A 24,772-nucleotide genomic window follows, 5' to 3' on the forward strand; every position below is an offset into this window, starting at 1 on the left:
TCACTTATTGAAAACGTTCGGAAATTGCACTTTTTAGTTCGTAATAGATAATTTCATATTGTTCAATTGGTCCTCCGAATGGGTCTGTAATATCTGTTTCATCTTCAGAAATCAATTGGATTTTGTTACTCGCGGCCGGAAAAATACTTTTTAGCTCAGCTTGGTGATTTTTGGTCATTACATAAACCTCGTCAGCCCAGTCAATATCGGCTTCTGTAATTTTCTTTGCGGCATGTTCCCCTGGTAAATTCATTTGCAGAAGTATCTCGCGGGAGTTTTCCGATATAGTGTCACCGTCTAATGCGCGAGTCCCTGCTGAACGAACTTCTAAATCAGGTCGCATATTTTGTAAAATTTTTTCGGCTAATGGACTTCGGCAAGTATTTCCCGTACAGACAAATAAAATATTCATTCGCTAATCCTCCTATTCCCAGCAGCTTTTTCTAATCGGTTCATAATCGCTGCTCCGAGTTCTGTTTCTGGATAGACTTCGGCAAAAATAATATCAACATCAGCATGGTCAAAAGCCCGTAAGCCTTTGTAAAGACTAGTAGCTATCTCACCCATTGCTTTAATGCTGCCGGTTGATTGAATGACCGCACTTGTAGCCAATTTGCTCGTCAATTCTTTTGTAGCTAAAATACCCAGTTTTTTCCCCGCGATTTCCACTTTATTAATTTCACTCTGCCAAAATTGGCTAGAACCTTCTACAAGATAAACTGGTGCTTTTGGCGCGTAATGAGTGTATTTCATGCCTGGCGCTTTTGGTTTTTCTGTTTCTGTCGTGCTATTGGTCGATAAATCAACTGCACCGATGACTTGCTCGATTTGTTCTTTAGTAATGCCACCCGGACGCAAAATAATGGGTACATCAAGTGAGCAATCTATCACAGTTGATTCTAAACCAACACCCGTAGGACCGCCGTCAATAATACCGGCAATTTCTCCGTCTAAATCTTCTATTACATGTTCGGCTGTGGTTGGGCTTGGTTTTCCGGAACGATTGGCGCTCGGGGCTGCTATAGGAATATTCGCTGTTGCTATTAATTCTAGGCTTACTGGATGTTCCGGCATGCGGACGCCCACTGTGGATAAGCCAGCAGAAACGTTAGCTGCTAGACTGTCTTTTTTTAAAGGGAGAATAACCGTTAGCGGACCTGGCCAAAATGCTTCCATTAGTTGGAGCGCTTTTGGGGGATAACTCGCGATAAATTGGTCCATTTGTTCACGCTTAGCAATATGGACGATTAACGGGTTATCTGACGGACGCCCTTTTGCTGCGTATATTTTTTGAATGGCAGCTTGATTTGTCGCGTCTGCTCCCAGCCCATAAACAGTTTCGGTCGGAAAAGCCACACATTCTCCATTTTGAAGTAGTTCTGCTGCTTTTTGATAGATTAAATTATTTGATTGTTGCTTATTTATTTTCCAATGGATGGTTTGCATGATTTCCAGTCCCCTTTACATAACTTCTATTATATTTTAACGTTTTCTAAGCTATTTTTACAGTATTGTTTTTTATTTTGGAAAATGCTAAGTTTTGAACACGAGTTATCCCCAAACTGTGGATAATAACTTTGTCAATGGGGATAACTTCTTGTGAAATGTGGATAATTCTTAAAACTAAGTAAAAAAGCCATTTTCTTTATTAAGATTTGATTAAAATATTTTTTTGCACAACATTTTATCCACAGCTTTGTGGATAACTTTCATTAAAAAAAGACGTCCCTTTTACAGAAACGTCTTCATACCAGTATATTAGAGCATGTTACGTAACGATCTTTTGAATTAATATCTTTGTGGATAAGGACCGTTGCGTGTGGATAACTTTTTTCAAATAGTTGTTTTACTCGTTCACCTTGTGTATAACCTATCTCCACACCCACCCAAAAGGACGGATTCAGCACATATTTTAAGTTATCCACAAAACGTTCATAAATTGCTAGCCCATCATTTTCGGCAAATAAAGCAATCGATGGCTCATTTTTTAATACATAATCCGACATTTCTGCTTTTTCGGCTTCAGAAATATATGGAGGATTAGCAACAATCATATCAAATCGCTCGTTATTTTGTTTGAAGGATTCGAGTAAATCAGTTTCTATAAAACGCACATCGGCATTTAGTAATAAAGAATTTTTTTTAGCAATCGCAAGTGCTGCGGCCGATATATCCGAAGCTGTCACTGTCATATCCGGAAATGCTTTTTTTAGCGCAATGGCAATAATCCCGCTTCCAGTACAAACATCAAGCAAACTCCTAAGCGGATGTTTTTTTAAAAAAGCTTCTGCTGTCGCTACAAGTTCCTCTGTTTCAGGTCGTGGAATTAGCACATCTTCTGTTACTAAAAAATCATATCCATAAAAAGGCGCTGTCTTCAAAATATATTGAACCGGTTCTCCCGCTAAATATCTTGCAAAGTCCTCTTGAAACTGTTTTTCGTGATTCGGTTCAAGTTCGCGGCTCATTTCCATCCAAAGTTCAGAACGCGTAAGTCCCATTCTCGTTTCTAGTAAAATTTCCGCTGCATTTTGATCCAATCCTTTTTCAAGAAGGATGGCTTCTGCATTTTTTAGCAATTGATTAATTTGCGTCATTTAAATGCTCCAATTTACTTGTTTGATCTTCTAGGATAAGTGCATCAATGATTTCATCGAGTTTACCTTCCATAATTTGATCTAGTTTTTGGATAGTCAAGCCAATACGGTGATCGGTTACGCGGTTTTGCGGATAATTGTAAGTACGGATTCGCTCTGAACGGTCACCAGTTCCTACAGCCGATTTACGGTTTGCATCATATTCTTCGCGAGCTTCACGTTCAAATTTATCGTAAACACGTGCGCGCAATACTTTCATCGCTTTATCTTTGTTTTTTAACTGGGAACGTTCATCTTGCATCGAAACAACAATCCCGGTTGGAATATGTGTTAGTCGGACTGCTGACATCGTCGTATTGACACTTTGACCACCTGCACCAGTAGAAGCAAATGTATCTGTGCGAATATCTTTGTCGTGTAGCTCAATCTCCACTTCTTCCGCTTCTGGCAAAATGGCTACTGTCGCTGTGGAAGTATGAATTCGGCCACCAGATTCGGTTTCTGGAACACGTTGAACACGGTGAGCCCCATTTTCATATTTCATACGAGAAAAAGCATCATTGCCGTTCATCATCGCAATAATTTCTTTGTAACCGCCAATACCAGTTGGGTTAGCGTCCATGATTTCGACTTTCCAACCGCGAGATTCAGCGTACTTGCTATACATCCGGAATAAATCGCCTGCAAATAAAGCCGCTTCATCTCCTCCAGCTGCCCCGCGAATTTCTAAAATAACGTTTTTATCATCGTTAGGATCTTTTGGAACAAGTAATAGTTTTAGGCGTTCTTCTAGTTCAGTTTTTTCTTTTTGAAGTTCCGCGAATTCTTCTTTTGCCATTTCGCGCATTTCATCGTCTAATTTTTCTCCTAAAAGTTCTCTTGTTTCATCAATTTGTTCATTCACGTTTTTGTATTCACGGTAGGTTTCGACTGTTGCTGTAATTCCTGACTGTTCTTTGGAAAGGTCGCGTAGTCGCTTTGGATCAGATACTACATCTGGATCGCTTAATAATTCATTTAATTCATCGTAACGGTCTTCCACCGCCTGTAATCGATCATACATTGTATTTCAACACCTCTTTACCTTATTTTATTGGTGGATTGGCATGGCATTTGCGACAAACTGGATAATAGTGGTCATTTCCGCCAATCATAATTTGTTCGCCTGTATAAACTGGTTTTCCTTTGTCATCAACGCGCAGAACCATCGTTGCTTTTTTTGCACAAAACCAGCAAATTGTTTTCATTTCTTCTAATTTATCCGCGTATAGCAGCAGGTATTTCGAGCCTTCAAATAATTCATTTCTAAAATCATTTTTCAGACCGTAAGCAATTACTGGGATATTTAAGTCATCCACTATTTTTGCTAATTGAAAAACATGTTCTTTTTCTAGAAATTGGGATTCATCTAAAAGAACACAATTTGGTTTCGGTTTAATATTCGCTACGATTTCAAAAATATTTGTGTCACTAAAAATAGGGGTTGCTTCTCGTTTCAGTCCAATTCGACTTGAAATGAAACCTACTTGGTCTCTATCATCAATACCTGAAGTAAAGATAGCGACTGTTTTATTTTGTTCTTCATAATTATGTGCGACTTTTAGAATTTCAATGGTTTTCCCACTATTCATGGAACCATAACGGAAAAATAACTGTGCCATTAAGACCGCTCCCTTTAACTTTATAAACTCTTTTCCTATTTTATCATAGAGCCGTACAAATTGGGACATATAGTTTTGTCTTCATGAAAAAAGCTATGCCGCAAGTGGACATAGCTTGATTTTAACGAAAAACTTCTGCGCCGCTTCCTTCAACATCAAGAAGAAGAACGTCTGCATCAATTTCAAGTGTTTGTAAAGATGTTTGAAGTGTATCTGCAACGTCTCGCGGAGCAAATACTAAGACAGTTGGGCCAGCGCCACTTAAACAAGCAGCATAAGCACCATTGTTTTTAGCAACTTCTCGAATTTGTGTTAAATGTGGCACTAATTTACTACGGTATTTTTCATGCCATAAATCGCGTTCCATCATTTCTCCAGCAAGAGTCATATCATTGCGTAGTATAGCTGCAATCATCACATTCGCAATACTACTTGCTTTGACCGCTTCTTTGAAAGGAAGTGTTCCAGGAAGAACGCCGCGACTTTCCGAAGTTAACAGTTCTGCCTTTGGAATAAAAGCAATTAAAGCACAATCGGGAAATAAATGACGTACGTAGAAATCTTCTCCGTCCAATTTTGCTCCAACTACCCAGTTTCCAAGAACAGCTGGCGCTACATTATCAGGATGACCTTCTATTTCAGCAGCTATCCGGACTTTTTCCTCTTTTGAAAGGTTAAGTTCAGCAAGTGTATTGGCTAATTCAATTCCCGCAACAACTGCTGCCGAACTACTACCAAGTCCACGAGCGGGCGGAATATCACATGTCATCACTAAATGGTGCGGCGTTAAATTCGGCGCTAGATTTAAGGCAGTTTCGATAATCACATTGGTTTCATCATGCGGAATCCCGCCGCCAATATTATGTTCGATATACCAAGAGTCCGCTTTTTCGCCAATGTCTAAAGTAAGATATAACGTTAATGCTAAACCACACGAATCAAAACCAGGCCCAAGATTAGCCGTTGTTGCCGGGACACGAATACGCATTAAGCTTTCACTCCTGAACGTAAATGTGTACGCATTGCTTCAATATCATCTACATGGGAAATCGGAATTTCATGTACGCTCATTGCTGTATCTGGATCTTTTAAGCCATTTCCAGTAAAGACACAAACGACTTTTTCCCCTTGTTTAATTGTTCCATTCGCCACATGTTGAATAACTCCAGCTAATGATGCAGCAGAACCTGGCTCGATGAAGACTCCATCTTGCGCTGCGATTTTTTTATAAGCATTAACAATTTCATCATCTGTTACAGAATGGATGTATCCGCCAGATTCGTCGCGAGCTGCTTCTGCAAGCTCCCAACTAGCTGGATTTCCGATACGAATCGCTGTTGCAATTGTTTCCGGGTTATCAATCGGTTTCCCTTGGACAATTGCAGCCGCTCCTTCTGCTTCAAATCCATGCATCCGTGGAAGTCCAGAAGCGTTTGCCTCATTCCACTCTTTAAAACCTTTCCAGTATGCAGAAATATTTCCGGCGTTACCGACTGGAATTGCAAGAACATCTGGAGCAGAACCTAATTGCTCACAGATTTCGAATGCAGCCGTTTTTTGGCCTTCTAAACGATAAGGATTTACTGAGTTTACAAGCGTTACTGCTTCTGTTTCAGCAAGTTCACGAACAGATTTTAAAGCTTCATCAAAATTACCTTGAATCGAGATAATATCAGCGCCATACATGACTGCTTGCGCTAATTTTCCTAGAGCAACTTTACCTTCTGGGATAACAATATATGCTTTTAATCCGGCACGTGTTGCATATGCCGCCGCCGCTGCTGAAGTATTCCCAGTCGATGCACAAATAACCGCTTCCGCACCTTCTTCTTTCGCTTTAGCCACAGCCATAACCATTCCGCGGTCTTTAAAAGAACCAGTTGGATTTAACCCTTCATATTTTCCATATAAAGTTACTCCAAGTTCTTTTGATAAATTTGGTAATGGGATAAGTGGTGTGTTTCCTTCCGCAAGTGAGATCATTGGCGTTTTTTCAGTTACTGGTAGATATTCTTTATATTTTTCTAGTAAACCTTTATACATAATTAACCCTCCACAACGGAATATTTTGCGAGCATTTGCATTTCTGGCTCATTTTTCACTCTAGTAATAGCTTGTTCTAATTGCGCTTGACTTGTTGAGTGTGTGACGATAACAACTGTCGCTGTAAAATCATCATATGGTTGTTGTAAAATTTTATCAAAACCGACGCCTGCTTCTGCAAAAATTTGTGTTAACTTAAGGAAAGTTCCTGTTTTATCATCCATTGTTAGACGTAGATAATATTTTGAGAAAACTTGTTCTTTCGGCGTATGTTTCGTTTCGTGTTTATAACTATTGAAAGCATTGCCGTTTGTACCTAGACGGCTGTTTTTTGCGACGGTAATTAAATCACTAACAACACTGGTTGCTGTTGGTAATTCGCCAGCTCCGGGACCATAAAACATGGTTTCCCCAACGGCTGCACCTGTTACAAATACAGCATTATTTTCATAGTTAACGCCTGCAAGCGGATGTGCTTTTGGTAGTAACACTGGTCCGACATTTACATTAACTGTTCCATTTGTTTCTTCTGCTGTACCTACTAGTTTAATTTTATAGCCTAATTGATATGCCACTTCAATATCTTCTGGAGAAATTCCGCGGATACCACTAGTTTCTACATTATCTAAATTCACATTCATACCAAATGCAAGTCTTGTCATAATAACCATTTTTCTCGCTGCATCAATGCCGTCCACATCATTTGTTGGATCGGATTCTGCAAAACCTAATGCTTGGGCTTCTGCTAAAACTTCTTCATATGACTTTTTCTCTGTCGTCATTTTTGTTAGCATGAAATTGGTCGTCCCGTTGACGATTCCCATTACTTTTTGAATTTTATCAGCTGCAAGGCTATTTACGATTGTACGTAAAATTGGAATTCCACCTGCAACACTTGCTTCATAAAACAAATCACAGTTATTAGCCTGTGCAACTGCCACCAATTCGTCGCCGTGTAGCGCAATCAAATCCTTATTCGCAGTTACAACATGCTTTCCAGCTTTCAAGGCCTGCAAAATGTATTCCCGCGCAGTTGTGATGCTGCCCATAACCTCGACAACAACAGCAATTTCTGGATCATCCAGTACATCAGACGGATTGGTGGTTAGTTCAAAACCTTTTGTTTCATAACGGCGATTTTTCTCTAAGTCACGAACTAGCACTTTCTTTACAGAAATATGATAGCCAGTTACTTGACTAATTTTTTCTTGATGCTCTTCTAAAATATGAATAACACCGCTACCTACCGTTCCAAATCCTAACACACCTACTTGTAACTTTGCTTCCACTTGAAAACCTCCTTATTATTGTTTAACAAAACAGAAAATTTAACTTTTTTATTACCTACTCATAAAAAAAGTAATTAGTGATATTATACGCAACTTCACAGGGAAAAGTAAACCCTTGAAGGGAAAGTTTTTATTTTTAGTAGTTACGGGGAAAATTTCCATAAAAAAAACACACCCAGCAAAAGCTGAGTGCGCAAATTATTTCGTTCGTTACATACAGTCTTATTTGAGACCGTATTTTTTGTTGAAGCGGTCCACACGGCCGTCTGCAGTCGCATGTTTTTGTTTACCAGTATAGAACGGGTGCGAATCAGAAGAGATTTCGACACGAAGTAATGGATACTCGTTGCCATCTTCCCATTTAATTGTTTCGCTTGAGCTCTTAGTAGAACCTGACAAAAATTTGAAATCAGTACTAGTATCAACAAATACCACTGGACGGTACTCAGGATGAATTCCAGTTTTCATTTCTTTTCAACTCCTTCGCCCTGAATCATCTGAAACAGAGTAATTAAGTGCTTTTACACACAGTATAAATATTATAACAATGTTGAAGCAAACAAGCAAGATTATTTTTGTGCTTTAGATAATCCATTTGCTTTAATTTTTACTTAGGCGCATTTTTAAGTTCTATATCTTTAGGTAAGTTAAAGAAAATCTTGAAGTTATCTGCTTGGAATCCAGGAATCATTAACCTACTATTCCATAAGAATTTCTCATGTTTTAGTGGTTTAACAGTTACCACTTTTTTACCTTCGTCAATTTGTTTTTGAATACTATCCATTCTGTCATTATCAGATATTTTTATTTGAGCAAAAATAATACCATACGCGACTACTAAAGATAAAGAAAGCGTTATAATCGGAACACTGATAGCATTTAGATTAACATATCTCTCATCCACAAAATAAACAAGAAGTCGTATAATAAATAAAACAAAAAATGTATAGGAAATAATAAAACATCTTGATCCAAAAGGAGTTACAAAGAATAACGGTCCTGCAACGAATACTGCAGAAATTAGATAAAAACTTAGCTCCACTTTTAAAGAACTCTTTCGGAAAAATAAAATGATAGTAAATAGAATAGTTAAGTAAAATAATAATGAAATCCAAGCTTCAAGTTCTGAAGTCTTAGCTACATCCGTAAAAATACTTAACTGCATTCTATCAACAATAAGTGGTCGATAGAAAGGATATATAGTTAGTATTACCATGAAAATGTTTTTAACCCATACCTTCCAAATAGGTAGATTAGTTCCAATTTTCACTAACAAGAAAATACAAAATATAGCCAATGCAAAGTTCAATAAAATATTGTTCATAATTAAAAACTTATACATGCTAGTTGAGAAAATTGAATAAATTTTTTCAAAAATTCCCATATCAGTATCAATTGTTCGATAATTATCTGCGCCAGTAAATATTTTTACATAGGCACCATTAGAAAACATTATAACTGCTCCGATGAGGGCTGAAATAAGGTATACAATATGGAAATAAAAGAACTTTCTAAATTTCATAAAGCTATAAATTATAACAAACGCACCAGCAAATACATTATAAATTGTAGCATGTTCTACAAACAATTGAGAGCCAATTCCAAGTGGAACAGCAAATATTACCAACCAAACTGAATAACTAGGATTTTTTTCATAAAAAATATTCTTCACAATTAGTAAATATACTAAAATACAAATCGTTGCAGTATTATAGTTAGCAAAACCAGCTGCCCACGCAAAAGTAGAAGAAAACATATCACTGGAAACACCTAGCATCAAGAATAGACTTAGAAAAGCGATAGTTAACTTTGTTGCTTTTGCAATTAAAAGGGGTATTACTACTATTGCAGCTCCAAATACTCCCATGATTAAAAAGCGGAACCAATCTACTCTAGTAATTATTAATTCACATATATTACCAAAATAACGACCATTATAGTCTTTAAAACCATCATAAAAACGATTCATTCCAAGTCGTATGCCCCAAGTCCAGTCATCATGAGTTAACGGGGTACAATAAGACAGATATAAGTAAAACAAAAAAACAATAAAACTAAAAATTCCAATCTTGACGCCATCTTTTTTTATGCTATTTATCATAGATACACATCCCTTTATTTTCTCACTTTAAAAATAATCCATTTACTAAATACATAATTTAATATTAATACTATTACATTTGTCCATATCTTTGCCCATAGTTCATTTATTCCTAGTCCACTAATTAACAGAATCATTACTAAGAAATCAACAATATATGTTAAAAATCTAAAGCCAAAGAAAGAGGATACTTCTCTCGCCTTTTCTTTCCAAGTAGGTGTGTAGCTTTCGAAGACATATTTTTTATTAGAAAAATATGCAAACAGTACAGATGCTACCCATGCTATAGTATTCGCAATTCTATAATCCCAGTTTAATACATCTGTACATAACCAAAAAGTTACAATATTTATAAGTGTTGTAAATCCACCCATAATTAGATACATCAAAATACTATGTATATTGTCTGTATACCATGGTAATTTGTCTAGCAACTGCCTTACTCTACTCATTTGACATCTTCTTTCTCTCCGTTATATTCTTCTACAAAATAAAGCGGCCGTTTTTTCACTTCATTAAAAATTCTGCCTAAGTATTCTCCAATTATACCTATACTTGTTAATTGAATTCCACCTAAAAATAGTATTGTAATCATTAATGTCGGGAATCCACTAGCGTTAGAACCCATAATTAATGTTTTAATTAAGATGTAAATCAAATAAATAAACGTTCCAAGTGATATTGCAAAACCGGCAATAGTAGACAATCTTAGAGGCCATGTGGTATAGGATGTGATTCCTTCAAGAGCTAAATTAATCAATGAACGATAATTCCATTTTGTTTCACCAGCATGTCTCGGCGCAGCATCAAAAGTCACTTCTACTTTCTTAAATCCAATCCAATTGTAAAGCCCTTTTGTATAACGTTGAGTTTCTCTTAATTTTTTTATAGCATCTACACAACGTCGATCAAGCAAACGAAAATCACCAGTATCTGGTAGAACCGGCGTTTTAGTTACTTTTTGTAACATCTTATAATAAGATTTTGATGTTGCTTTTTTTAACCAACTTTCTCCGTGACGTTTATTTCGTCTTGCATAAACATCTTCATAACCTAATTCCCAGAGCTCAACCATTTGTGTAATCAACTCTGGTGGATGTTGTAAGTCTGCATCCATAGTAATAACAGCATCACCTTTGGCATAGTCAAAACCAGCAGCCATTGCTATTTCTTTCCCATAATTTCTCGATAAATCCACAAAACCTACTCGATCATCTTTTTCATGTAACTGTTTTACTATTTCCAGCGTATTGTCTTTACTACCATCATTAATAAATAATAACTCAAACGTATATTTATCTTTAATAGCTCCCATTACTTCGACAATAGTTTCATACAATTTAACAACGGATTCTTGTTCATTATATGCAGGAACAGATATTGTAATTAGTTTCATTATCTTTCTCCTTCTTATTACTTCGCTCATTACCCTACAAATGATAGTATCAAAATTAATAAGAAAAGTACAGGTTTGGTTTATTTTTTAAACATTTCCTCTTGTAATAATTCATAAAACGCTTCATTGTTTTCGGTTTTTTTCAGGTATCTGACAAAGCGTTCTGAAATATCTAATCCATCGCTTTGTTTTGGCATTGCCTTTCGAATTTTCCAAAGTTGTTCTAAGCGTTCTTTAGATAAGAGCAATTCTTCTTTTCTTGTTCCAGAACGGCGCATATCGATAGCAGGAAAGACGCGGCGCTCAGCAAGTTGTCGGTCAAGATGTAATTCCATGTTACCAGTACCTTTAAATTCCTCGTAAATAACATCATCCATTCGTGAACCGGTATCAACTAGTGCTGTTGCAAGGATAGTCAAACTTCCGCCTTCCTCAATATTACGTGCTGCACCAAAGAAGCGTTTAGGACGATGGAAAGCAGCTGGATCAATACCACCAGAAAGTGTACGACCACTTGGCGGAATGACAAGGTTATAGGCTCTTGCTAATCGAGTAATACTATCCATTAAAATAACAACATCTCGTTTTTGTTCTACTAAACGCATCGCACGTTCCAGTACTAATTCTGCTACTTTAATATGATTTTCTGGAACTTCATCAAAGGTAGAGCTAACAACATCCGCTTTTACAGAGCGTTCAATATCAGTTACTTCTTCAGGTCGTTCATCTATTAGTAAAACGATCAGTTCAGACTCAGGATGATTAGTTGTAATCGCATTCGCAATTTCTTTTAATAAAACAGTCTTACCTGCTTTTGGTGGCGCTACAATCAGTCCACGTTGCCCAAAACCAATTGGCGAAATCAAATCAATTGTCCGCGTCGAAATTGGCATTTTTCCAGTTTCCAAATGAATTTGACGGTCAGGGTAAAGCGGAGTAAGTCCTGGGAAATGCACTCTTTCTTTGGCTACTTCAGGATTTTCGCCGTTAACTGCTTCCACATGTAGCAAGCCAAAATAGCGTTCATTTTCTTTCGGAGGACGTACTTTTCCAGAAACCTTATCCCCAGTCCTTAATTCAAAACGTCTAATTTGAGAAGCCGAAATATAAATATCTTCCGAACTAGAAGAATAATTAATTGGCCGTAAAAAACCAAAACCTTCATTCGGAATAATCTCTAAAACGCCTTCCATAAAAAAGAAACCTTCTTTTTCGGCATTTGATTTTAGTAAAGCAAAAATAAGTTCTCTTTTTGTTAGTTTGCTATAATATGCAATTTTATGTTCTTTTGCCAAAGCGTAAATATCTTTTATTGTTAAACTTTCTAAGTATGCAATGGACAGTTTTGCCATATGTGTACCACCTTTTTGAGTTAATAATATTTTATAAGTTTTTAGGAATAAGTGGAAAATGAGGTGAAATCGAGGGAAGGCTGAAGCGAACTGATTCGCTCAGCCTCTCTTTTTTTATAATTTAGTTTCTGCTGCAGTGCTACGAGTAATATCAGCGCCAATTGCAGAAAGCTTTTCGATAATTTTACTATAACCGCGTTCGATATGTTCAACACCATGAATTTCTGTTGTTCCTTCCGCCAAAAGCCCCGCAATAACTAGAGCAGCTCCGGCACGTAAATCAGTTGCTGTAACTTTAGAACCTTGGAGTTTAACAGGCCCACTTACAACCGCCGATCGACCTTCTAACTTGAACTTCCCGCCCATTCGCTCAATCTCAGCTATATGCTTAAAACGGCTCGGGTAAATCGTGTCAGTAACAACGCTGCTACCTTCTGCACGGGTTAAAAGTGCCGTTAACGGTTGTTGCAAGTCAGTCGGAAAACCTGGATACGCATATGTTTTAATATCTACTTTTTTGATTTTTTCTACTTCCCCAACAAAAATAGCGTCTTCTTCAATATCCATCGGAATTCCCATCTCTGTCATTTTTGCGATGATTCCTTCTAAATGAGTTGGGATAACATTCTCAATTCGTACGCCTTTTCCCGATGCTGCGGCAAGTACCATAAATGTTCCTGCTTCAATTCGGTCAGGGATAATTGTATGATGACAGCCATGAAGATGCTCCACACCAGTGATTCGAATAGTGTCTGTCCCAGCACCTTTAATAATCGCTCCCATATTGGAAAGAAGCGTTGCAACATCAATAATTTCTGGTTCTTTTGCAGCGTTCTCAATAATTGTTTTTCCTTTTGCGCGAACAGCTGCTAACATAATATTTATAGTCGCACCTACACTTACAACGTCTAAATAAATACGAGCTCCTTTTAATTCATCGGCCCGCAAATAAATAGCCCCTTGTTCATTCGTTACTTTTGCGCCTAATGCTTCAAAACCTTTAATGTGTTGATCAATTGGACGCGGACCTAAATAACAGCCACCTGGAAGCCCGATAACTGCTTTTTTAAACCGACCTAGCATTGCTCCCATTAAGTAGTAAGACGCACGCAATTTCTTCACATTTCCTGTTGGAAGTGGCATAGAAATCATATCTGCTGGATCAATTACCGCTGTTTTATTATCATAACGGACACTGCCGCCAAGTTCTTCTAAAATATCATAAAGTGTATAAACATCTGAAATATCTGGTAAACCCTCTAAAACTACTTCAGATTCCGCTAAAATTGCAGCTGGAATCAAGGCAACTGCGCTATTTTTTGCACCGTCTACTTGCAAAGTTCCGGCTAATTTTTTGCCACCTTGTATAATCAATTTATTCGTCACAAATGTACCCTTCTTTCCTGAAGCATGTAATACTTTTTCATTATCCATTAAATTGTTTTACTTTGCAAGATTCTTTCTTCAAAAAAAGCCGGGAACAGTTCATTCCAAGCTTTTCATTACGACGAAATATTTTTTACTGGCGCTTTTGTTAATGCTTCTATATGAGGTTTGATTTTTTTAGAAGCTGTATCTTTAATTAATAAGGCTCCTGCCCCAAAAACAATGCAACTATAATAGGTAATAATTCGCCATAAAACGAGCGCCATCAATAGTTTTGCTGGTCCAAGCAACATACCAAACAACAACGTAAATGTATACTCAGCACCACCTGCGCCTCCAGGAGTTGGCATAACAGTAGCAAACATAATAATAAAGGCGTGATAAGTAATCGCCATATACAGCCCAATGCCAGTTACACCAATTGCTTGTAAAATGAAGAAAGGTATCGAGAAATATATCCATAATTGGAGCGTCGTATAAAAACAACAGCGCACAATTAATTTCCAATCTTTCCCAATCCGACTACTTTCTTCATGGAAAGTAATAATTTTTTCGTCTAGTGTATTTTTTAAATTCGCGACTTTTTCTTTTTTCATAAATAATCTAGTCGGAAGTAATAGCACATGTACTAATTTTGTGGTGAATTTCTGACTTCTACCGACTAAAATTAAGGCTACGATAACTACCACGTGGACGCCAAAACCAAGCAAAACAAGAAATTTAAGTTGCGTTACCCCTGTCATCAAGTAATGAATACCGAAAATCAAAATAACTAAAAAATTAAGTACAACCATCGCTTGATAAATAATAAATTTCACGAGTAACACAGAACTTCCTCGTCCAGCATCCATGCCTTGTTTGGTTAACATTACGAGCTGTGCCGGTTGCCCACCCGTTGCCATCGGAGTAATCGTATTAAAAAATTGACCAATCATCGTTATCCGAAAAGAAGAAAAGAATCGTTGGCCTTTATTTGCAGGCTTTGAAGCGGTTTGTAAAACGACTGCTTCTAAAAACCAATAAACAAACATCGCCGCAAATGCTCCTAGAAGCCACCACGGATTGACTTTTAACATCGAAGCAAAGAATGTGGAAATATCTACGCCTTGAAATTGCCAAATAATGAAGCCGATACTAATCGCCAGTACAATAGCTATATTAAATAGATTCTTCTTCGCGCCTCCACTCATATGCTCACTCCTTCGTTAATAATCCTTGATAAAAGGCAAACCATATTTTTGCCAAACGATCTTCTGAATAATAGGTTGCGCCCTCTTTAGCAGCTTGCAACATTTCGTTATAATAATCAGTATCATGTTCCAAGCGTTCTATAGCCCGTATAAAACCAGGATTATCAACTTCTTTTACATAATAGCCAGTTAAAATTTCTTCATATAATTCTAAATTTCGAAGCAAAATAGGAACATCCGCGCTCATTGCTTCTAAAATCGCCATTGGAAACAGCTCATTATACGATGGCATAAAGAATAAATCCGCCATATTAATACAAGCATTCATTTCTGAACGATCGACAATGCCAATAAATTTCACATTTGCTGGCGGATTATCATAAATTTTCTTAAGTTCTTCATAGCCCGAAGTAATCTTCCCAAAAGAAAATCCTCCCGCCCACACGAACTGGATATGCGGTAATTGTTTTGCCACTTCAATAAAGTCGAGTACACCTTTTCGATGTTGAACTTGACCTATCCCAATTACGGTGAATTTATCAGCCGGAATTCCATATTTTTCACGAGCAAGCTTTTTTTCTGCCGTAGAAATTGGGAAAAAAGTTTTTTTCGAGACAAAATTAGGTATATAATGGATTTTTTCTTCCGGGATGTCATATGCAGTTAATTTTGGAATGAACGAGGGATTAACAACAACTATTTCATCCATTCGCTTATAAAAACTAATTAAATATTTATAAAACACAACGCGAGCAATCCAAGGCAATTTCAAACTACCTTCCATTGTTTCTGGCAAAAAGTGCACATAACCAACTCGCACTCCGCGTTTCTTCTTAAAAAAGGTCGAAAGAAAAAAACGGAAATCAACGGTATGATAATGCGTGATATCCGATTTCTCAAAACTATTAATCTTCATATCAATCTCATTTGTATATCTTTCTTCTAGTAAATTCACAAGTTCGCGATAAGCTGATGCTACACCTTGTCCTTTTACTTTTTCTGCTGAAGATAGCATTGTCAACTTAATCACGCCGCGATGACCTCTCTTTCCTTTGTACGTGCGTAGAGGACGAAAGTGAAAATACTTGAGAAGCAATTTTACTTTTTATTAATGTCGGCTTTACTTTAATCGTGCCGTTTTGTCGCTTTACACGGTATATTTCGCGAACCTCATTGTATGTAGACTCAACATTGATGCCAAATTGTTCCGCGGAAATTGATTCTACTTTTACTCTTCCATTTGTAGCTACTAAAGTCGCCATTTCTTTATCAGAAAATATTTTAATTAATAGGCTTGCTAGTTCCTCGTCTTTATCGAATAAAAAGGCTGTTTCTTTATCTGCTAAAAAGCCTTCAATACTTCCGTCACGTTTTGCAACAACTGGTAGCGAGGCCGCCATTGCTTCTGCGTAAGTTAACCCTTGTGTTTCGGTCGTTGATGCACTAACAAATAAGTCGCCTAATTGATAATATAAACTAATATTTTCCCAGTCAACTGCCCCTGTGAAAATAACATGATTTTCTAATTGTTTGGTTTCTACTAATTTTTCTAAGTCTTTGCGTACCGGCCCGTCTCCAACAATCACTAGTTTTGCATTAGGTTTCGTTTCAAGGACTTCTGGCATCGCATTAATAATGGCATCGATATTTTTTTCATGAGCAATTCTTCCAAGCGAAAGAATTACAGAATCATCTTCTTCAATTCCAAGTGATTGTTTCAAATCCAGAATTCGCTGTTTTTCAACCGGAGCAAATGACGAAATATCTGTACCAGTTGGAACTGTATACATTAATTTATGAATGTCTTGCTCTTCTAAGTGATGTCTTACTTTTGCAGTTGGAGTGATTATGGCATCATAGCTATCACAAAAAGATTTTGTCATTTTGCCAACCATTGAAGGCGTTAAAATTTTACCTTTTGCGATATAGTGCAAGTAATCAACATACATTGTATGGTAGGTATGGATAGATGGAATATTATATTTTTTAGCAATTCGCTTACCCAAAAGACCTAATGAAAACTCTGTATGTGTGTGGATAATATCTAAATTTAAGCGACCTACTAGCTTAATAAACTTATTCATTCCTGCAATTGCTACGCGACGTTCTGGAAAAAAGACAAACGGTATGCTAGGTAAACGAAACACACGTCCTTCTTCGCTTTCTCTATCAGCGTTAGGATCCGTCGTTGTAAAAATATATACAGTGTGCCCTTGTTTTCTTAGTTCGTTTTCCATAATCATTATCGATGTAGCTACACCGCTAATTTGCGGACTGTAGGTATCCGTAAAAATCCCTATATTCATTACTATCGCCTACTCTCTTCCTCGTTGGTTCATTCATCATTTAATATACTATTATAACATAACTATAGTAAGTCGTATCACATAACTAACTACATTATGGCTCATTTATCTAGATAAAACATGCGCCTGAAGCATGATTTTTAATCGGGAAATTACAAATCTTGATTTCTTTTGACCGAAAGCTATAGTTATCATACCATATTCATCTTGATAACGATAATTAATTTCCTTCTATAAGTACTTAAACTTTACATAAAAAATAACTGGCCAAATCAACAAGTGATTCTAACCAGTTATTTTTTATATCATCATAAAGTTCGTCTTACGCTTTACCGTTAGAACCAAACTCTTGAATTTTTTCTGTTACAGTTTTGATAATCGCGTCCACACCAGGGCCGATTACTTTACGTGGATCATAAACTTTGTCATCAGTAGCTAATTTTTCGCGAACAGCTGCAGTCCAAACGATTTGGCATTCAGTGTTAACGTTGATTTTGCTGTGACCAAGTTCAATTGCTTTTTTAATTTGGTGTTCAGGAATTCCAGAACCGCCGTGAAGTACAAGTGGAGCACCTGTAAGTTCGGAGATTTCTTTCATTTCGTCAAAACCAAGAACTGGTTCGCCGTGGTAAGGACCGTGAACAGAACCTAATGCTGCAGCAAGTGCATCAATGTTAGCTTCTTTAACAACACGTAAACATTCTTGTGGATCAGCATAGTTGATTCCACCAGTAACGCCGTCTTCATCTCCACCAACAGTTCCAATTTCAGCTTCTACAGATACGCCTTTAGCATGCGCATAATCAACAACTTGTTTAGTCATTGCAATATTATCATCAATTGGGTGGTGAGAGCCGTCGATCATTACAGAAGAGAATCCTGCATCGATAGCTGCTTTACAAGAATCAAAGCTTGAACCATGGTCAAGGTGAATCGCAACAGGTACAGTGATTTTCAGGTCTTCTACAAGTCCTTCAGTCATTTTTACAACTGTTTTGAATCCTCCCATGTATTTAGCAGCTCCTTCAGAAACTCCTAAAATAACTGGTGATTTTTCTGCTTCTGCAGCTTTCAAAATAGCTTGAGTCCATTCAAGGTTGTTGATGTTGAATTGACCAACAGCATATTTTCCAGCTAATGCTTTTTTCAGCATGTCTGTCATGTTAACGATAGGCATAATACAATTTCCTCCCTCAGGAATTTAGGAAAACCATTTTTGATTTCCCCTAAGATTTGAATTTCCGCCGTGAAAAATAGTGGCAGCTATTTTCCCCTAACAAACTTATGATAACAGATTTGTGATGAATTTACCATAAAAACTAGAAATTTTTCTGGTGAAAACGCTTTAGCCTCTAAGACGGGCTGAAATTCTTTTTTCATCAGCAAATACTTCTAACGCTTCTGGAATCACCTCTAACGTATAAGGCGCTTTTCCACCATAAACCCCATCGTAACTTACATTTAAATCTGCGTCACTTTTAATAGTAACTTTATTTGTACGGGCATGAATAACATGAGGACTATTTAGATGTGTCCCTTTTTTTATAGAAGCAAATAATTGGAATAATTTTTTAGGAGAAACCTTCTTTAAAATTAAAAGCTCAAACATACCGCTATTTAATTGAGCTGGTGGACATAACGTTTCCATCCCGCCAACAGAATTAGTTTTATTTACGAAAAATAGTAATATCTCACCTTTAAAAGTTTCTTCATTGTAAGTTATTTCAACGTTAACAGGGGACAACTTAGGAAGAACGGTTAATCCACTAAAGAGATATGCAAGTCTGCCCCATTTAGACTTCATTGATTCTTTTACCGCATAAGTTATTTCCGTAATTCGTCCACCTGCTGCATTATTAATAAAAAATTCCGTCTCATTTGCTTTTCCAATATCTACTCGGATAGTTTCTTGCTTAGCTATTATTTGAAGCGCTTCTAGCGGATCTTTTGCAAAATTTAGTGCTCTTGCGTAATCGTTTGTTGTACCTACTGGCAAGATACCTAATTTTGGTCTTTTCTCTACTTGCATTAGTCCGTTAACAACTTCATTCACAGTTCCATCTCCACCTGCTGCAATCACTACTTCATACCCTGCTTCTGCTGCTTGTTTCGCGATTAAAGTTGTGCTTTTTGGCGCTGGTGTTGACGGGACTAAAGTTACTTCAAAATCCGCATTTGTTAAAATTTTTTCGGCATCTGGAAGTAATTTTCTGAATTTATTTTTCCCCGCTGCTGGGTTATATATAATCATCGCTTTCTTCTGCAAATTGCTGCTCCCTCTTTCCTTTAGATATTGTTTAGTTTCCTATTTTAAATGGGCGATGTCAACTTGTTTGACTGGATGTGGGAGCAAGTCGCCAAACGAGCCTTTATACCTATTACAAATTACATCTTTCATCATGTTTTAAATTACATTTTTCGCCCCATTTTTTAATTATATTACTTTTACATTAAAAAACATGTGCAATTAGGTTCATTGTTGCTTTTAGTCATTGACTACCACTTAACGTGTTGTCATAATTAATGTAGAATAATTTTATTTATTAGCAATAAATATAGCAGTTAGGAGAGGATTTAAAATTTGAAAAAATTAGTAAAATCGGCAGTTGTTATTGCAGGCCTTGCTTTAATTGGCACGTCCGCTACCTTGATTACAGAGAAAGCAAGTGCTTCTTCCATCGAAACAGTACAAAAGGTAGATGATCAATCTATTTACATTCCCCAAGGCATTAGGGATGGAACTGCTACGGAAGAACATGACGGCTTTGAAGATGAAACTAATAGCGTACTAAAGACAACATCTTTACTTCGCGCCACAACAGGATATCCTGATGTAAATGCCTATATTAAATCGAATAAATTTTCAACAGCTTCCATTGAAAAACAATTAAAAAGCCAATTCCCTAAATTTAATTACCGTAATGGTTACGGGAAACCAGAAGGCGTCGTCATTCATGAAACAGCAAATAATTCATCCACTATTGAGGGCGAAATTAGTTATATGAGCAGAAACTACAATAATGCATTCGTTCATTCATTTGTAGATAAATCTCGTATCATTCAAATCCACCCAACTGAAAATGGGGTATGGGGAGCAGGTCAATATGCCAACGCTCGTTTTATCCAAGTGGAATTAGTTCGTTCGAAGACATTTGATGAATTTGCACGCTCTATCAATAATTATGCTTATTATGCGGCCTACCTATTGGATCAATATAAACTTCCAGTGGATAGTGCGCACAGTGATGGTAAAGGAACAATTTGGTCTCATGATGCAGTTACACGCTATTTAGGTGGAACTACACATACCGATCCTGTAGGTTATTTCAACCAATGGGGCTATAATTTCAACAGTTTTGTTACGTTGATTAATGAAAAATACAAAGCAATTCAAAGCGGCAAAATTACTTATGATAAAATCGAATACGATAAAGCAGTAACAGCCTACGCTAGAGTAAAAACAGCACCAGGCAATGCCGTTTGGACAAAACCTTACAAAACTGAAGGTTCAAAGCTTGTAAATCAACTTTCTGTCTACCAAGGAAAAAACATGCGTATCTTACGCGAAGCCAAAACACCAATCACTACTTGGTATCAATTTAGCATCGACGGCAAAACAATTGGTTGGGTCGATACTCGTGCACTTGATACGTTCTACAAACAAAGCATGGAGAAAGATGCTAATTTAACTCGCTATGTCGCTTCCAACAAAACAGGTGAAGCGTACTACAAAGTTCCGGTTGTAGATGCAGATGTCAAATGGGGCACTATAGGCACATATAAAAGCGAAAAACTAACCGTCGATAAACAAGCAACTGTGGAAGGTCAACTTTGGTACCGTGTAAAAGCTGGGTCTACCTTCATTGGTTGGACGAAAGCATCCAACTTAACAGCTACCTCTCCATTTGATAAAATCGAATATGATAAGGGTGTCACAGCCTATGCTAGAGTAAAAACGGCGCCAGGCAATGCTGTTTGGACGAAACCTTACAGAACGGAAGGTTCTAAACTTGTTAATCAACTTTCGGTCTATCAAGGCAAAAACATGCGAATCCTGCGCGAAGCTAAAACACCAATCACTACTTGGTATCAATTTAGCATTGATGGAAAAGTAATCGGTTGGGTCGATACTCGTGCACTTGATACATTCTATAAGCAAAGCATGGAGCAATCGACTAATTTAACTCGTTATGTCACTGCCAATAAAACAGGCGAAGCTTACTACAAAGTTCCAGTAGCTGATTCAGATGTCAAATGGGGTACACTTGCAACTTATAAAAATGAGAAGTTAACCGTAGATAGTCAAGCGACTGTTGAAGGTCAACTTTGGTACCGCGTTAGAACAAGCACTACTTTTATCGGTTGGACTAAAGCTGAAAACTTAACAACTACCCCTCCATTCGATGCAATCGAATATGATAAAGGTGTTACAGCCTATGCTAGAGTGAAAACTGCTCCAGGCAACGCTGTTTGGACGAAACCATACAGAACAGAAGGCTCTAAACTTGTTAATCAACTTTCGGTCTACCAAGGTAAAAACATGCGTATCCTGCGCGAAGCTAAAACAGTAATTACTACGTGGTATCAATTTAGTATTGATGGGAAAGTAATCGGTTGGGTTGATACTCGTGCACTTGATACGTTCTATAAGCAAAGCATGGAGAAAGATACTAATTTAACTCGCTATGTGATTGCGAACAAAGTAAACGAAGCGTACTACAAAGTTCCTGTTGTAGATGCGGATGTTAGATGGGGCACTTTAGCTGCTTACAAAGGTCAAAAACTCACCGTGGATAAACAAGCAACGGTCGAAGGACAACTTTGGTATCGAATAAGAACAAGCTCCACCTTTATTGGTTGGACAAAAGCTTCGAACCTTAGTGCTACTAAATAATAATAAAAAATCTCCCAGCCATAAATGGCTGGGAGATTTTTTTATTACCTTATTTGTTATTAAGCGCAGCACCAACAAAATCTTTAAACAAGCTTTGCGGACGATTTGGACGGGAAATGAATTCTGGGTGATATTGACAAGCGACAAACCAAGGATGGTCAGCTAATTCAACTACTTCAACTAGGCGGCCATCTGGGCTCGTTGCAGACACAATCATGCCAGCTTCTTCCATTTGTTCTCTATATTCGTTATTAAACTCATAACGGTGACGGTGACGCTCTTCTACAAGAGTTGTACCATAAGCAGCCTCAGCTTTAGTGCCCTGCTTAATACGTGCTGGATACAGTCCTAGACGAAGTGTTCCACCCATGTTTTCGATATTTTTTTGTTCTGGTAATAAATCAATGATGTTATGTTTTGTTTCTGGTTCGATTTCTGCTGAATGCGCTCCTTCAAGACCAAGCACGTTACGAGCAAATTCGACTGTTGCTAGTTGCATACCTAAACAAATACCAAAATAAGGCACTTTATTTACGCGTGCATATTCGATAGCAGCAATTTTACCTTCGATGGCACGATCTCCAAAACCACCAGGAACTAAAATACCATCAACGTCTTTCATGATTTCAGCAACATTTTCTTTTGTTACTTTTTCGGAATCAATCCAGTCGATTTCGATTTCCGCATCGTGCTCATATCCTGCATGACGAAGTGCTTCTGCTACAGAAAGATAAGCATCTTGTAAGGATACATATTTACCAACTAGACCGATACGAACTTTTTTGGATAGGTTTTTCACGCGGTGTACTAAGTTTTTCCAATCAGTCATTTCAGCTTGCGGTGCTTCTAATTGCAAGTGTTCTAGGACAATATCATCCATTTTTTGTTTTTGTAAAGAAAGCGGTACGTTATAAAGTGTTTCTTCATCACGAGATTCAATAACCTCTGAAGCTTTAATATCACAAAATAGCGCAATCTTATCTTTCATTTCTTGAGAAACTGGTTGCTCTGTACGAACAACGATAATGTTTGGTTGAATTCCTAGACTGCGAAGTTCTTTAACGCTATGTTGAGTTGGTTTAGTTTTCATTTCACCAGCTGCTTTGATATAAGGAATTAAAGTTGTGTGGATGTAAAGTACGTTTTCCGCACCAACATCACTTTTAATTTGACGAATTGCTTCTAAGAATGGTAATGATTCGATGTCTCCTACAGTTCCACCAATCTCTGTGATAATAATATCTGAATTGGTCATGCGAGCTGCACGGAAAACACGATCTTTTAATTCGTTTGTAATGTGTGGAATAACTTGCACTGTTCCACCTAAGTAATCCCCGCGACGTTCTTTTTTAATAACTTCTGAGTAAACTTTACCAGTTGTTACATTGCTGTATTTATTTAAGTTAATATCGATAAAACGTTCGTAATGGCCAAGGTCTAGGTCTGTTTCTGCGCCATCATCTGTCACATAAACTTCCCCGTGTTGGTATGGGCTCATTGTTCCTGGATCCACGTTAATGTATGGATCAAATTTTTGAATGGTAACACTAAGTCCACGATTTTTCAGCAAACGTCCGAGCGATGCTGCTGTGATTCCTTTTCCGATTGACGAAACTACGCCACCTGTAACGAAAATATACTTTGTCATGTTAAAAAAATCTACTCCTTCCTGAAATGAAAAACTTGCAGGGTCTGACGATTTTCCTGCTGGGGTGGGAAATTGCCAGATAAAACAATATTGTGATTATCTTGCTAGCGTACTAATCACAATTTCAAGTATTTTGTAAACCAAAATAAAAAACACTCCGCCTACTTTTTAAAAGTAAGGGAGCGCTGATTCTCATAAATATCCGTCCCTATAAAAGGGAGCCCAAATAAAATACTACTAATGATAGCGAGATAAGTCAAGCCTTTATTTTTTGAAACCGCCATCAACCCATTAAATACGTTAAAAAAAATCAGATAGACGCTTTCCATAAAAATGGATGTATCTATCTGATTAACATTTAGTTATTATTTATCTTCTGGGTCTTCTGTATAATCTCCATCAGTATAATCATCTTCTACTGTAGCTAAATCGCCTTCGATACCGTCTGGCAAGTGGTCATCGTCATCTTCGTCTTCATCAAGTAAGACATCCGCAAGAGAGATTTCTTCTTCACCAAGCTCTTCCACGATTTCTTCATCATCGTAGTCCACGTCATCGTCCAGGATTTCTTCATCTTCATCGTCATCATCATCTGATTTACGTTTTTTCTTCGGAGTTGTTTGCGTTTGAACTTCCTCATCAATTGCATCCATTGGATACCATGCACGAAGTCCCCACGTATTATTTCCTAGTGAAATGAAGTTACCATCAATATTCATATCTGTATAAAATTGAACAAGACGCTCCCTTATTTCTGCATCTTTCAAACCTAGGAACGCTTGAATCTCTTTCACTAATTCAGGGAAAAGAATGGTTTCTTTCCGCTGTTCCAAAATAAAATGTGCAACATCAATTAAAGATAGTTCACTACGTTCTTCTTGCGTTAAGTTCTTTAAATCCAAAACTGGC

22 protein-coding genes are annotated in these 24,772 nt (G+C 37.3%); 1 reads left to right on the forward strand and 21 read right to left on the reverse strand.

What is annotated here, in order from left to right:
- Positions 1-4 precede the first annotated feature (4 nt).
- The 19 genes from PQQ29_RS12855 to PQQ29_RS12945 all read right to left on the reverse strand — a co-directional run bounded on the left by PQQ29_RS12855 (position 5) and on the right by PQQ29_RS12945 (position 19,587).
- A complete protein-coding gene (locus PQQ29_RS12855; protein ID WP_187983860.1) occupies positions 5-412 on the reverse strand; it encodes a low molecular weight protein arginine phosphatase in 408 nt (135 codons plus the stop codon).
- On the reverse strand, positions 409-1,446 hold the full coding sequence (locus PQQ29_RS12860) for an L-threonylcarbamoyladenylate synthase (protein ID WP_003772278.1): 1,038 nt from the start codon (positions 1,444-1,446) through the stop codon (positions 409-411). The genes PQQ29_RS12855 and PQQ29_RS12860 overlap by 4 nt, the downstream gene beginning before the upstream one ends.
- A 299-nt stretch (positions 1,447-1,745) precedes the next feature.
- Complete coding sequence (prmC, locus tag PQQ29_RS12865; RefSeq protein ID WP_187983859.1) at positions 1,746-2,597, reverse strand: peptide chain release factor N(5)-glutamine methyltransferase; 852 nt, start codon at positions 2,595-2,597, stop codon at positions 1,746-1,748.
- Positions 2,584-3,660 carry a peptide chain release factor 1 gene (gene prfA / locus PQQ29_RS12870; protein WP_187983858.1) on the reverse strand — a complete coding sequence of 359 codons (1,077 nt, stop codon included), beginning with the start codon at positions 3,658-3,660 and terminating at the stop codon, positions 2,584-2,586. The genes prmC and prfA overlap by 14 nt, the downstream gene beginning before the upstream one ends.
- A 22-nt stretch (positions 3,661-3,682) precedes the next feature.
- Positions 3,683-4,258, reverse strand: coding sequence for a thymidine kinase (locus tag PQQ29_RS12875; protein WP_003764010.1), 576 nt, complete (start codon positions 4,256-4,258; stop codon positions 3,683-3,685).
- Between the two features lie 121 nt (positions 4,259-4,379).
- Complete coding sequence (gene thrB, locus PQQ29_RS12880) at positions 4,380-5,246, reverse strand: homoserine kinase (RefSeq protein WP_185513236.1); 867 nt, start codon at positions 5,244-5,246, stop codon at positions 4,380-4,382.
- On the reverse strand, positions 5,246-6,301 hold the full coding sequence (gene thrC, locus PQQ29_RS12885; protein WP_003772271.1) for a threonine synthase: 1,056 nt from the start codon (positions 6,299-6,301) through the stop codon (positions 5,246-5,248). Before thrC ends, thrB begins: the two co-directional genes overlap by 1 nt.
- Before the next feature lie 2 nt (positions 6,302-6,303).
- A complete protein-coding gene (locus PQQ29_RS12890) occupies positions 6,304-7,590 on the reverse strand; it encodes a homoserine dehydrogenase (RefSeq protein ID WP_003768381.1) in 1,287 nt (428 codons plus the stop codon).
- Positions 7,591-7,812: 222 nt separating this feature from the next.
- Entirely contained in the window at positions 7,813-8,058 is a 246-nt protein-coding gene (locus tag PQQ29_RS12895; protein ID WP_003726356.1) for a type B 50S ribosomal protein L31, read from the reverse strand.
- A 139-nt stretch (positions 8,059-8,197) separates the two neighbouring features.
- Positions 8,198-9,691 carry a DUF6056 family protein gene (locus PQQ29_RS12900; protein WP_187983857.1) on the reverse strand — a complete coding sequence of 498 codons (1,494 nt, stop codon included), beginning with the start codon at positions 9,689-9,691 and terminating at the stop codon, positions 8,198-8,200.
- 14 nt (positions 9,692-9,705) lie between these two features.
- On the reverse strand, positions 9,706-10,143 hold the full coding sequence (gene gtcA, locus PQQ29_RS12905) for a cell wall teichoic acid glycosylation protein GtcA (protein ID WP_010991334.1): 438 nt from the start codon (positions 10,141-10,143) through the stop codon (positions 9,706-9,708).
- On the reverse strand, positions 10,140-11,087 hold the full coding sequence (locus tag PQQ29_RS12910) for a glycosyltransferase family 2 protein (RefSeq protein ID WP_010991335.1): 948 nt from the start codon (positions 11,085-11,087) through the stop codon (positions 10,140-10,142). The genes gtcA and PQQ29_RS12910 overlap by 4 nt, the downstream gene beginning before the upstream one ends.
- Positions 11,088-11,167: 80 nt before the next feature.
- Positions 11,168-12,439, reverse strand: coding sequence for a transcription termination factor Rho (gene rho, locus PQQ29_RS12915; protein WP_003772265.1), 1,272 nt, complete (start codon positions 12,437-12,439; stop codon positions 11,168-11,170).
- A 114-nt stretch (positions 12,440-12,553) separates the two neighbouring features.
- Entirely contained in the window at positions 12,554-13,825 is a 1,272-nt protein-coding gene (locus PQQ29_RS12920; RefSeq protein WP_010991336.1) for a UDP-N-acetylglucosamine 1-carboxyvinyltransferase, read from the reverse strand.
- A 116-nt stretch (positions 13,826-13,941) separates the two neighbouring features.
- A complete protein-coding gene (locus tag PQQ29_RS12925; RefSeq protein WP_187983856.1) occupies positions 13,942-15,015 on the reverse strand; it encodes a lysylphosphatidylglycerol synthase transmembrane domain-containing protein in 1,074 nt (357 codons plus the stop codon).
- A 4-nt stretch (positions 15,016-15,019) separates the two neighbouring features.
- Positions 15,020-16,045 carry a glycosyltransferase family 4 protein gene (locus PQQ29_RS12930; RefSeq protein WP_003772260.1) on the reverse strand — a complete coding sequence of 342 codons (1,026 nt, stop codon included), beginning with the start codon at positions 16,043-16,045 and terminating at the stop codon, positions 15,020-15,022.
- Positions 16,038-17,321, reverse strand: coding sequence for a glycosyltransferase family 4 protein (locus PQQ29_RS12935; protein WP_187983855.1), 1,284 nt, complete (start codon positions 17,319-17,321; stop codon positions 16,038-16,040). The genes PQQ29_RS12930 and PQQ29_RS12935 overlap by 8 nt, the downstream gene beginning before the upstream one ends.
- 322 nt (positions 17,322-17,643) lie before the next feature.
- Complete coding sequence (fba, locus tag PQQ29_RS12940; RefSeq protein WP_003764027.1) at positions 17,644-18,498, reverse strand: class II fructose-1,6-bisphosphate aldolase; 855 nt, start codon at positions 18,496-18,498, stop codon at positions 17,644-17,646.
- Between the two features lie 168 nt (positions 18,499-18,666).
- Complete coding sequence (locus tag PQQ29_RS12945) at positions 18,667-19,587, reverse strand: diacylglycerol kinase family lipid kinase (protein WP_045554268.1); 921 nt, start codon at positions 19,585-19,587, stop codon at positions 18,667-18,669.
- A gap of 315 nt (positions 19,588-19,902) precedes the next feature.
- Between PQQ29_RS12945 and PQQ29_RS12950 the strand changes: the two genes are divergently transcribed.
- Positions 19,903-22,215: a GW domain-containing glycosaminoglycan-binding protein gene (locus PQQ29_RS12950; RefSeq protein WP_187983854.1), complete on the forward strand. Its 2,313-nt coding sequence runs from the start codon at positions 19,903-19,905 to the stop codon at positions 22,213-22,215.
- Positions 22,216-22,264: 49 nt separating this feature from the next.
- On the opposite strand, the gene PQQ29_RS12955 is transcribed toward PQQ29_RS12950, so the two are convergent.
- Both PQQ29_RS12955 and rpoE read right to left on the reverse strand, forming a co-directional pair.
- A complete protein-coding gene (locus tag PQQ29_RS12955) occupies positions 22,265-23,863 on the reverse strand; it encodes a CTP synthase (RefSeq protein ID WP_010991341.1) in 1,599 nt (532 codons plus the stop codon).
- 365 nt (positions 23,864-24,228) lie between these two features.
- The gene (gene rpoE / locus PQQ29_RS12960) at positions 24,229-24,765 is read right to left on the reverse strand and encodes a DNA-directed RNA polymerase subunit delta (protein WP_003728401.1); all 537 of its coding nucleotides are present in this window, start codon (positions 24,763-24,765) and stop codon (positions 24,229-24,231) included.
- Positions 24,766-24,772 lie beyond the last annotated feature (7 nt).

The sequence above is a fragment of the Listeria innocua genome (genome assembly GCF_028596125.1).
GTDB classification, from domain to species: Bacteria; Bacillota; Bacilli; order Lactobacillales; family Listeriaceae; genus Listeria; species Listeria innocua.

What these genes read in the sequence shown, in the direction of transcription:
- thrC (WP_003772271.1), bottom strand. Translation starts at nt 6,301, where the DNA reads ATGTATAAAGGTTTACTAGAAAAATATAAAGAATATCTACCAGTAACT.
- PQQ29_RS12875 (WP_003764010.1), bottom strand. Translation starts at nt 4,258, where the DNA reads ATGGCACAGTTATTTTTCCGTTATGGTTCCATGAATAGTGGGAAAACC.
- PQQ29_RS12955 (WP_010991341.1), bottom strand. Translation starts at nt 23,863, where the DNA reads ATGACAAAGTATATTTTCGTTACAGGTGGCGTAGTTTCGTCAATCGGA.
- PQQ29_RS12895 (WP_003726356.1), bottom strand. Translation starts at nt 8,058, where the DNA reads ATGAAAACTGGAATTCATCCTGAGTACCGTCCAGTGGTATTTGTTGAT.
- PQQ29_RS12925 (WP_187983856.1), bottom strand. Translation starts at nt 15,015, where the DNA reads ATGAGTGGAGGCGCGAAGAAGAATCTATTTAATATAGCTATTGTACTG.
- PQQ29_RS12910 (WP_010991335.1), bottom strand. Translation starts at nt 11,087, where the DNA reads ATGAAACTAATTACAATATCTGTTCCTGCATATAATGAACAAGAATCC.
- rho (WP_003772265.1), bottom strand. Translation starts at nt 12,439, where the DNA reads ATGGCAAAACTGTCCATTGCATACTTAGAAAGTTTAACAATAAAAGAT.
- PQQ29_RS12900 (WP_187983857.1), bottom strand. Translation starts at nt 9,691, where the DNA reads ATGATAAATAGCATAAAAAAAGATGGCGTCAAGATTGGAATTTTTAGT.
- fba (WP_003764027.1), bottom strand. Translation starts at nt 18,498, where the DNA reads ATGCCTATCGTTAACATGACAGACATGCTGAAAAAAGCATTAGCTGGA.
- prmC (WP_187983859.1), bottom strand. Translation starts at nt 2,597, where the DNA reads ATGACGCAAATTAATCAATTGCTAAAAAATGCAGAAGCCATCCTTCTT.
- thrB (WP_185513236.1), bottom strand. Translation starts at nt 5,246, where the DNA reads ATGCGTATTCGTGTCCCGGCAACAACGGCTAATCTTGGGCCTGGTTTT.
- prfA (WP_187983858.1), bottom strand. Translation starts at nt 3,660, where the DNA reads ATGTATGATCGATTACAGGCGGTGGAAGACCGTTACGATGAATTAAAT.
- gtcA (WP_010991334.1), bottom strand. Translation starts at nt 10,143, where the DNA reads ATGAGTAGAGTAAGGCAGTTGCTAGACAAATTACCATGGTATACAGAC.
- PQQ29_RS12855 (WP_187983860.1), bottom strand. Translation starts at nt 412, where the DNA reads ATGAATATTTTATTTGTCTGTACGGGAAATACTTGCCGAAGTCCATTA.
- PQQ29_RS12935 (WP_187983855.1), bottom strand. Translation starts at nt 17,321, where the DNA reads ATGAATATAGGGATTTTTACGGATACCTACAGTCCGCAAATTAGCGGT.
- PQQ29_RS12860 (WP_003772278.1), bottom strand. Translation starts at nt 1,446, where the DNA reads ATGCAAACCATCCATTGGAAAATAAATAAGCAACAATCAAATAATTTA.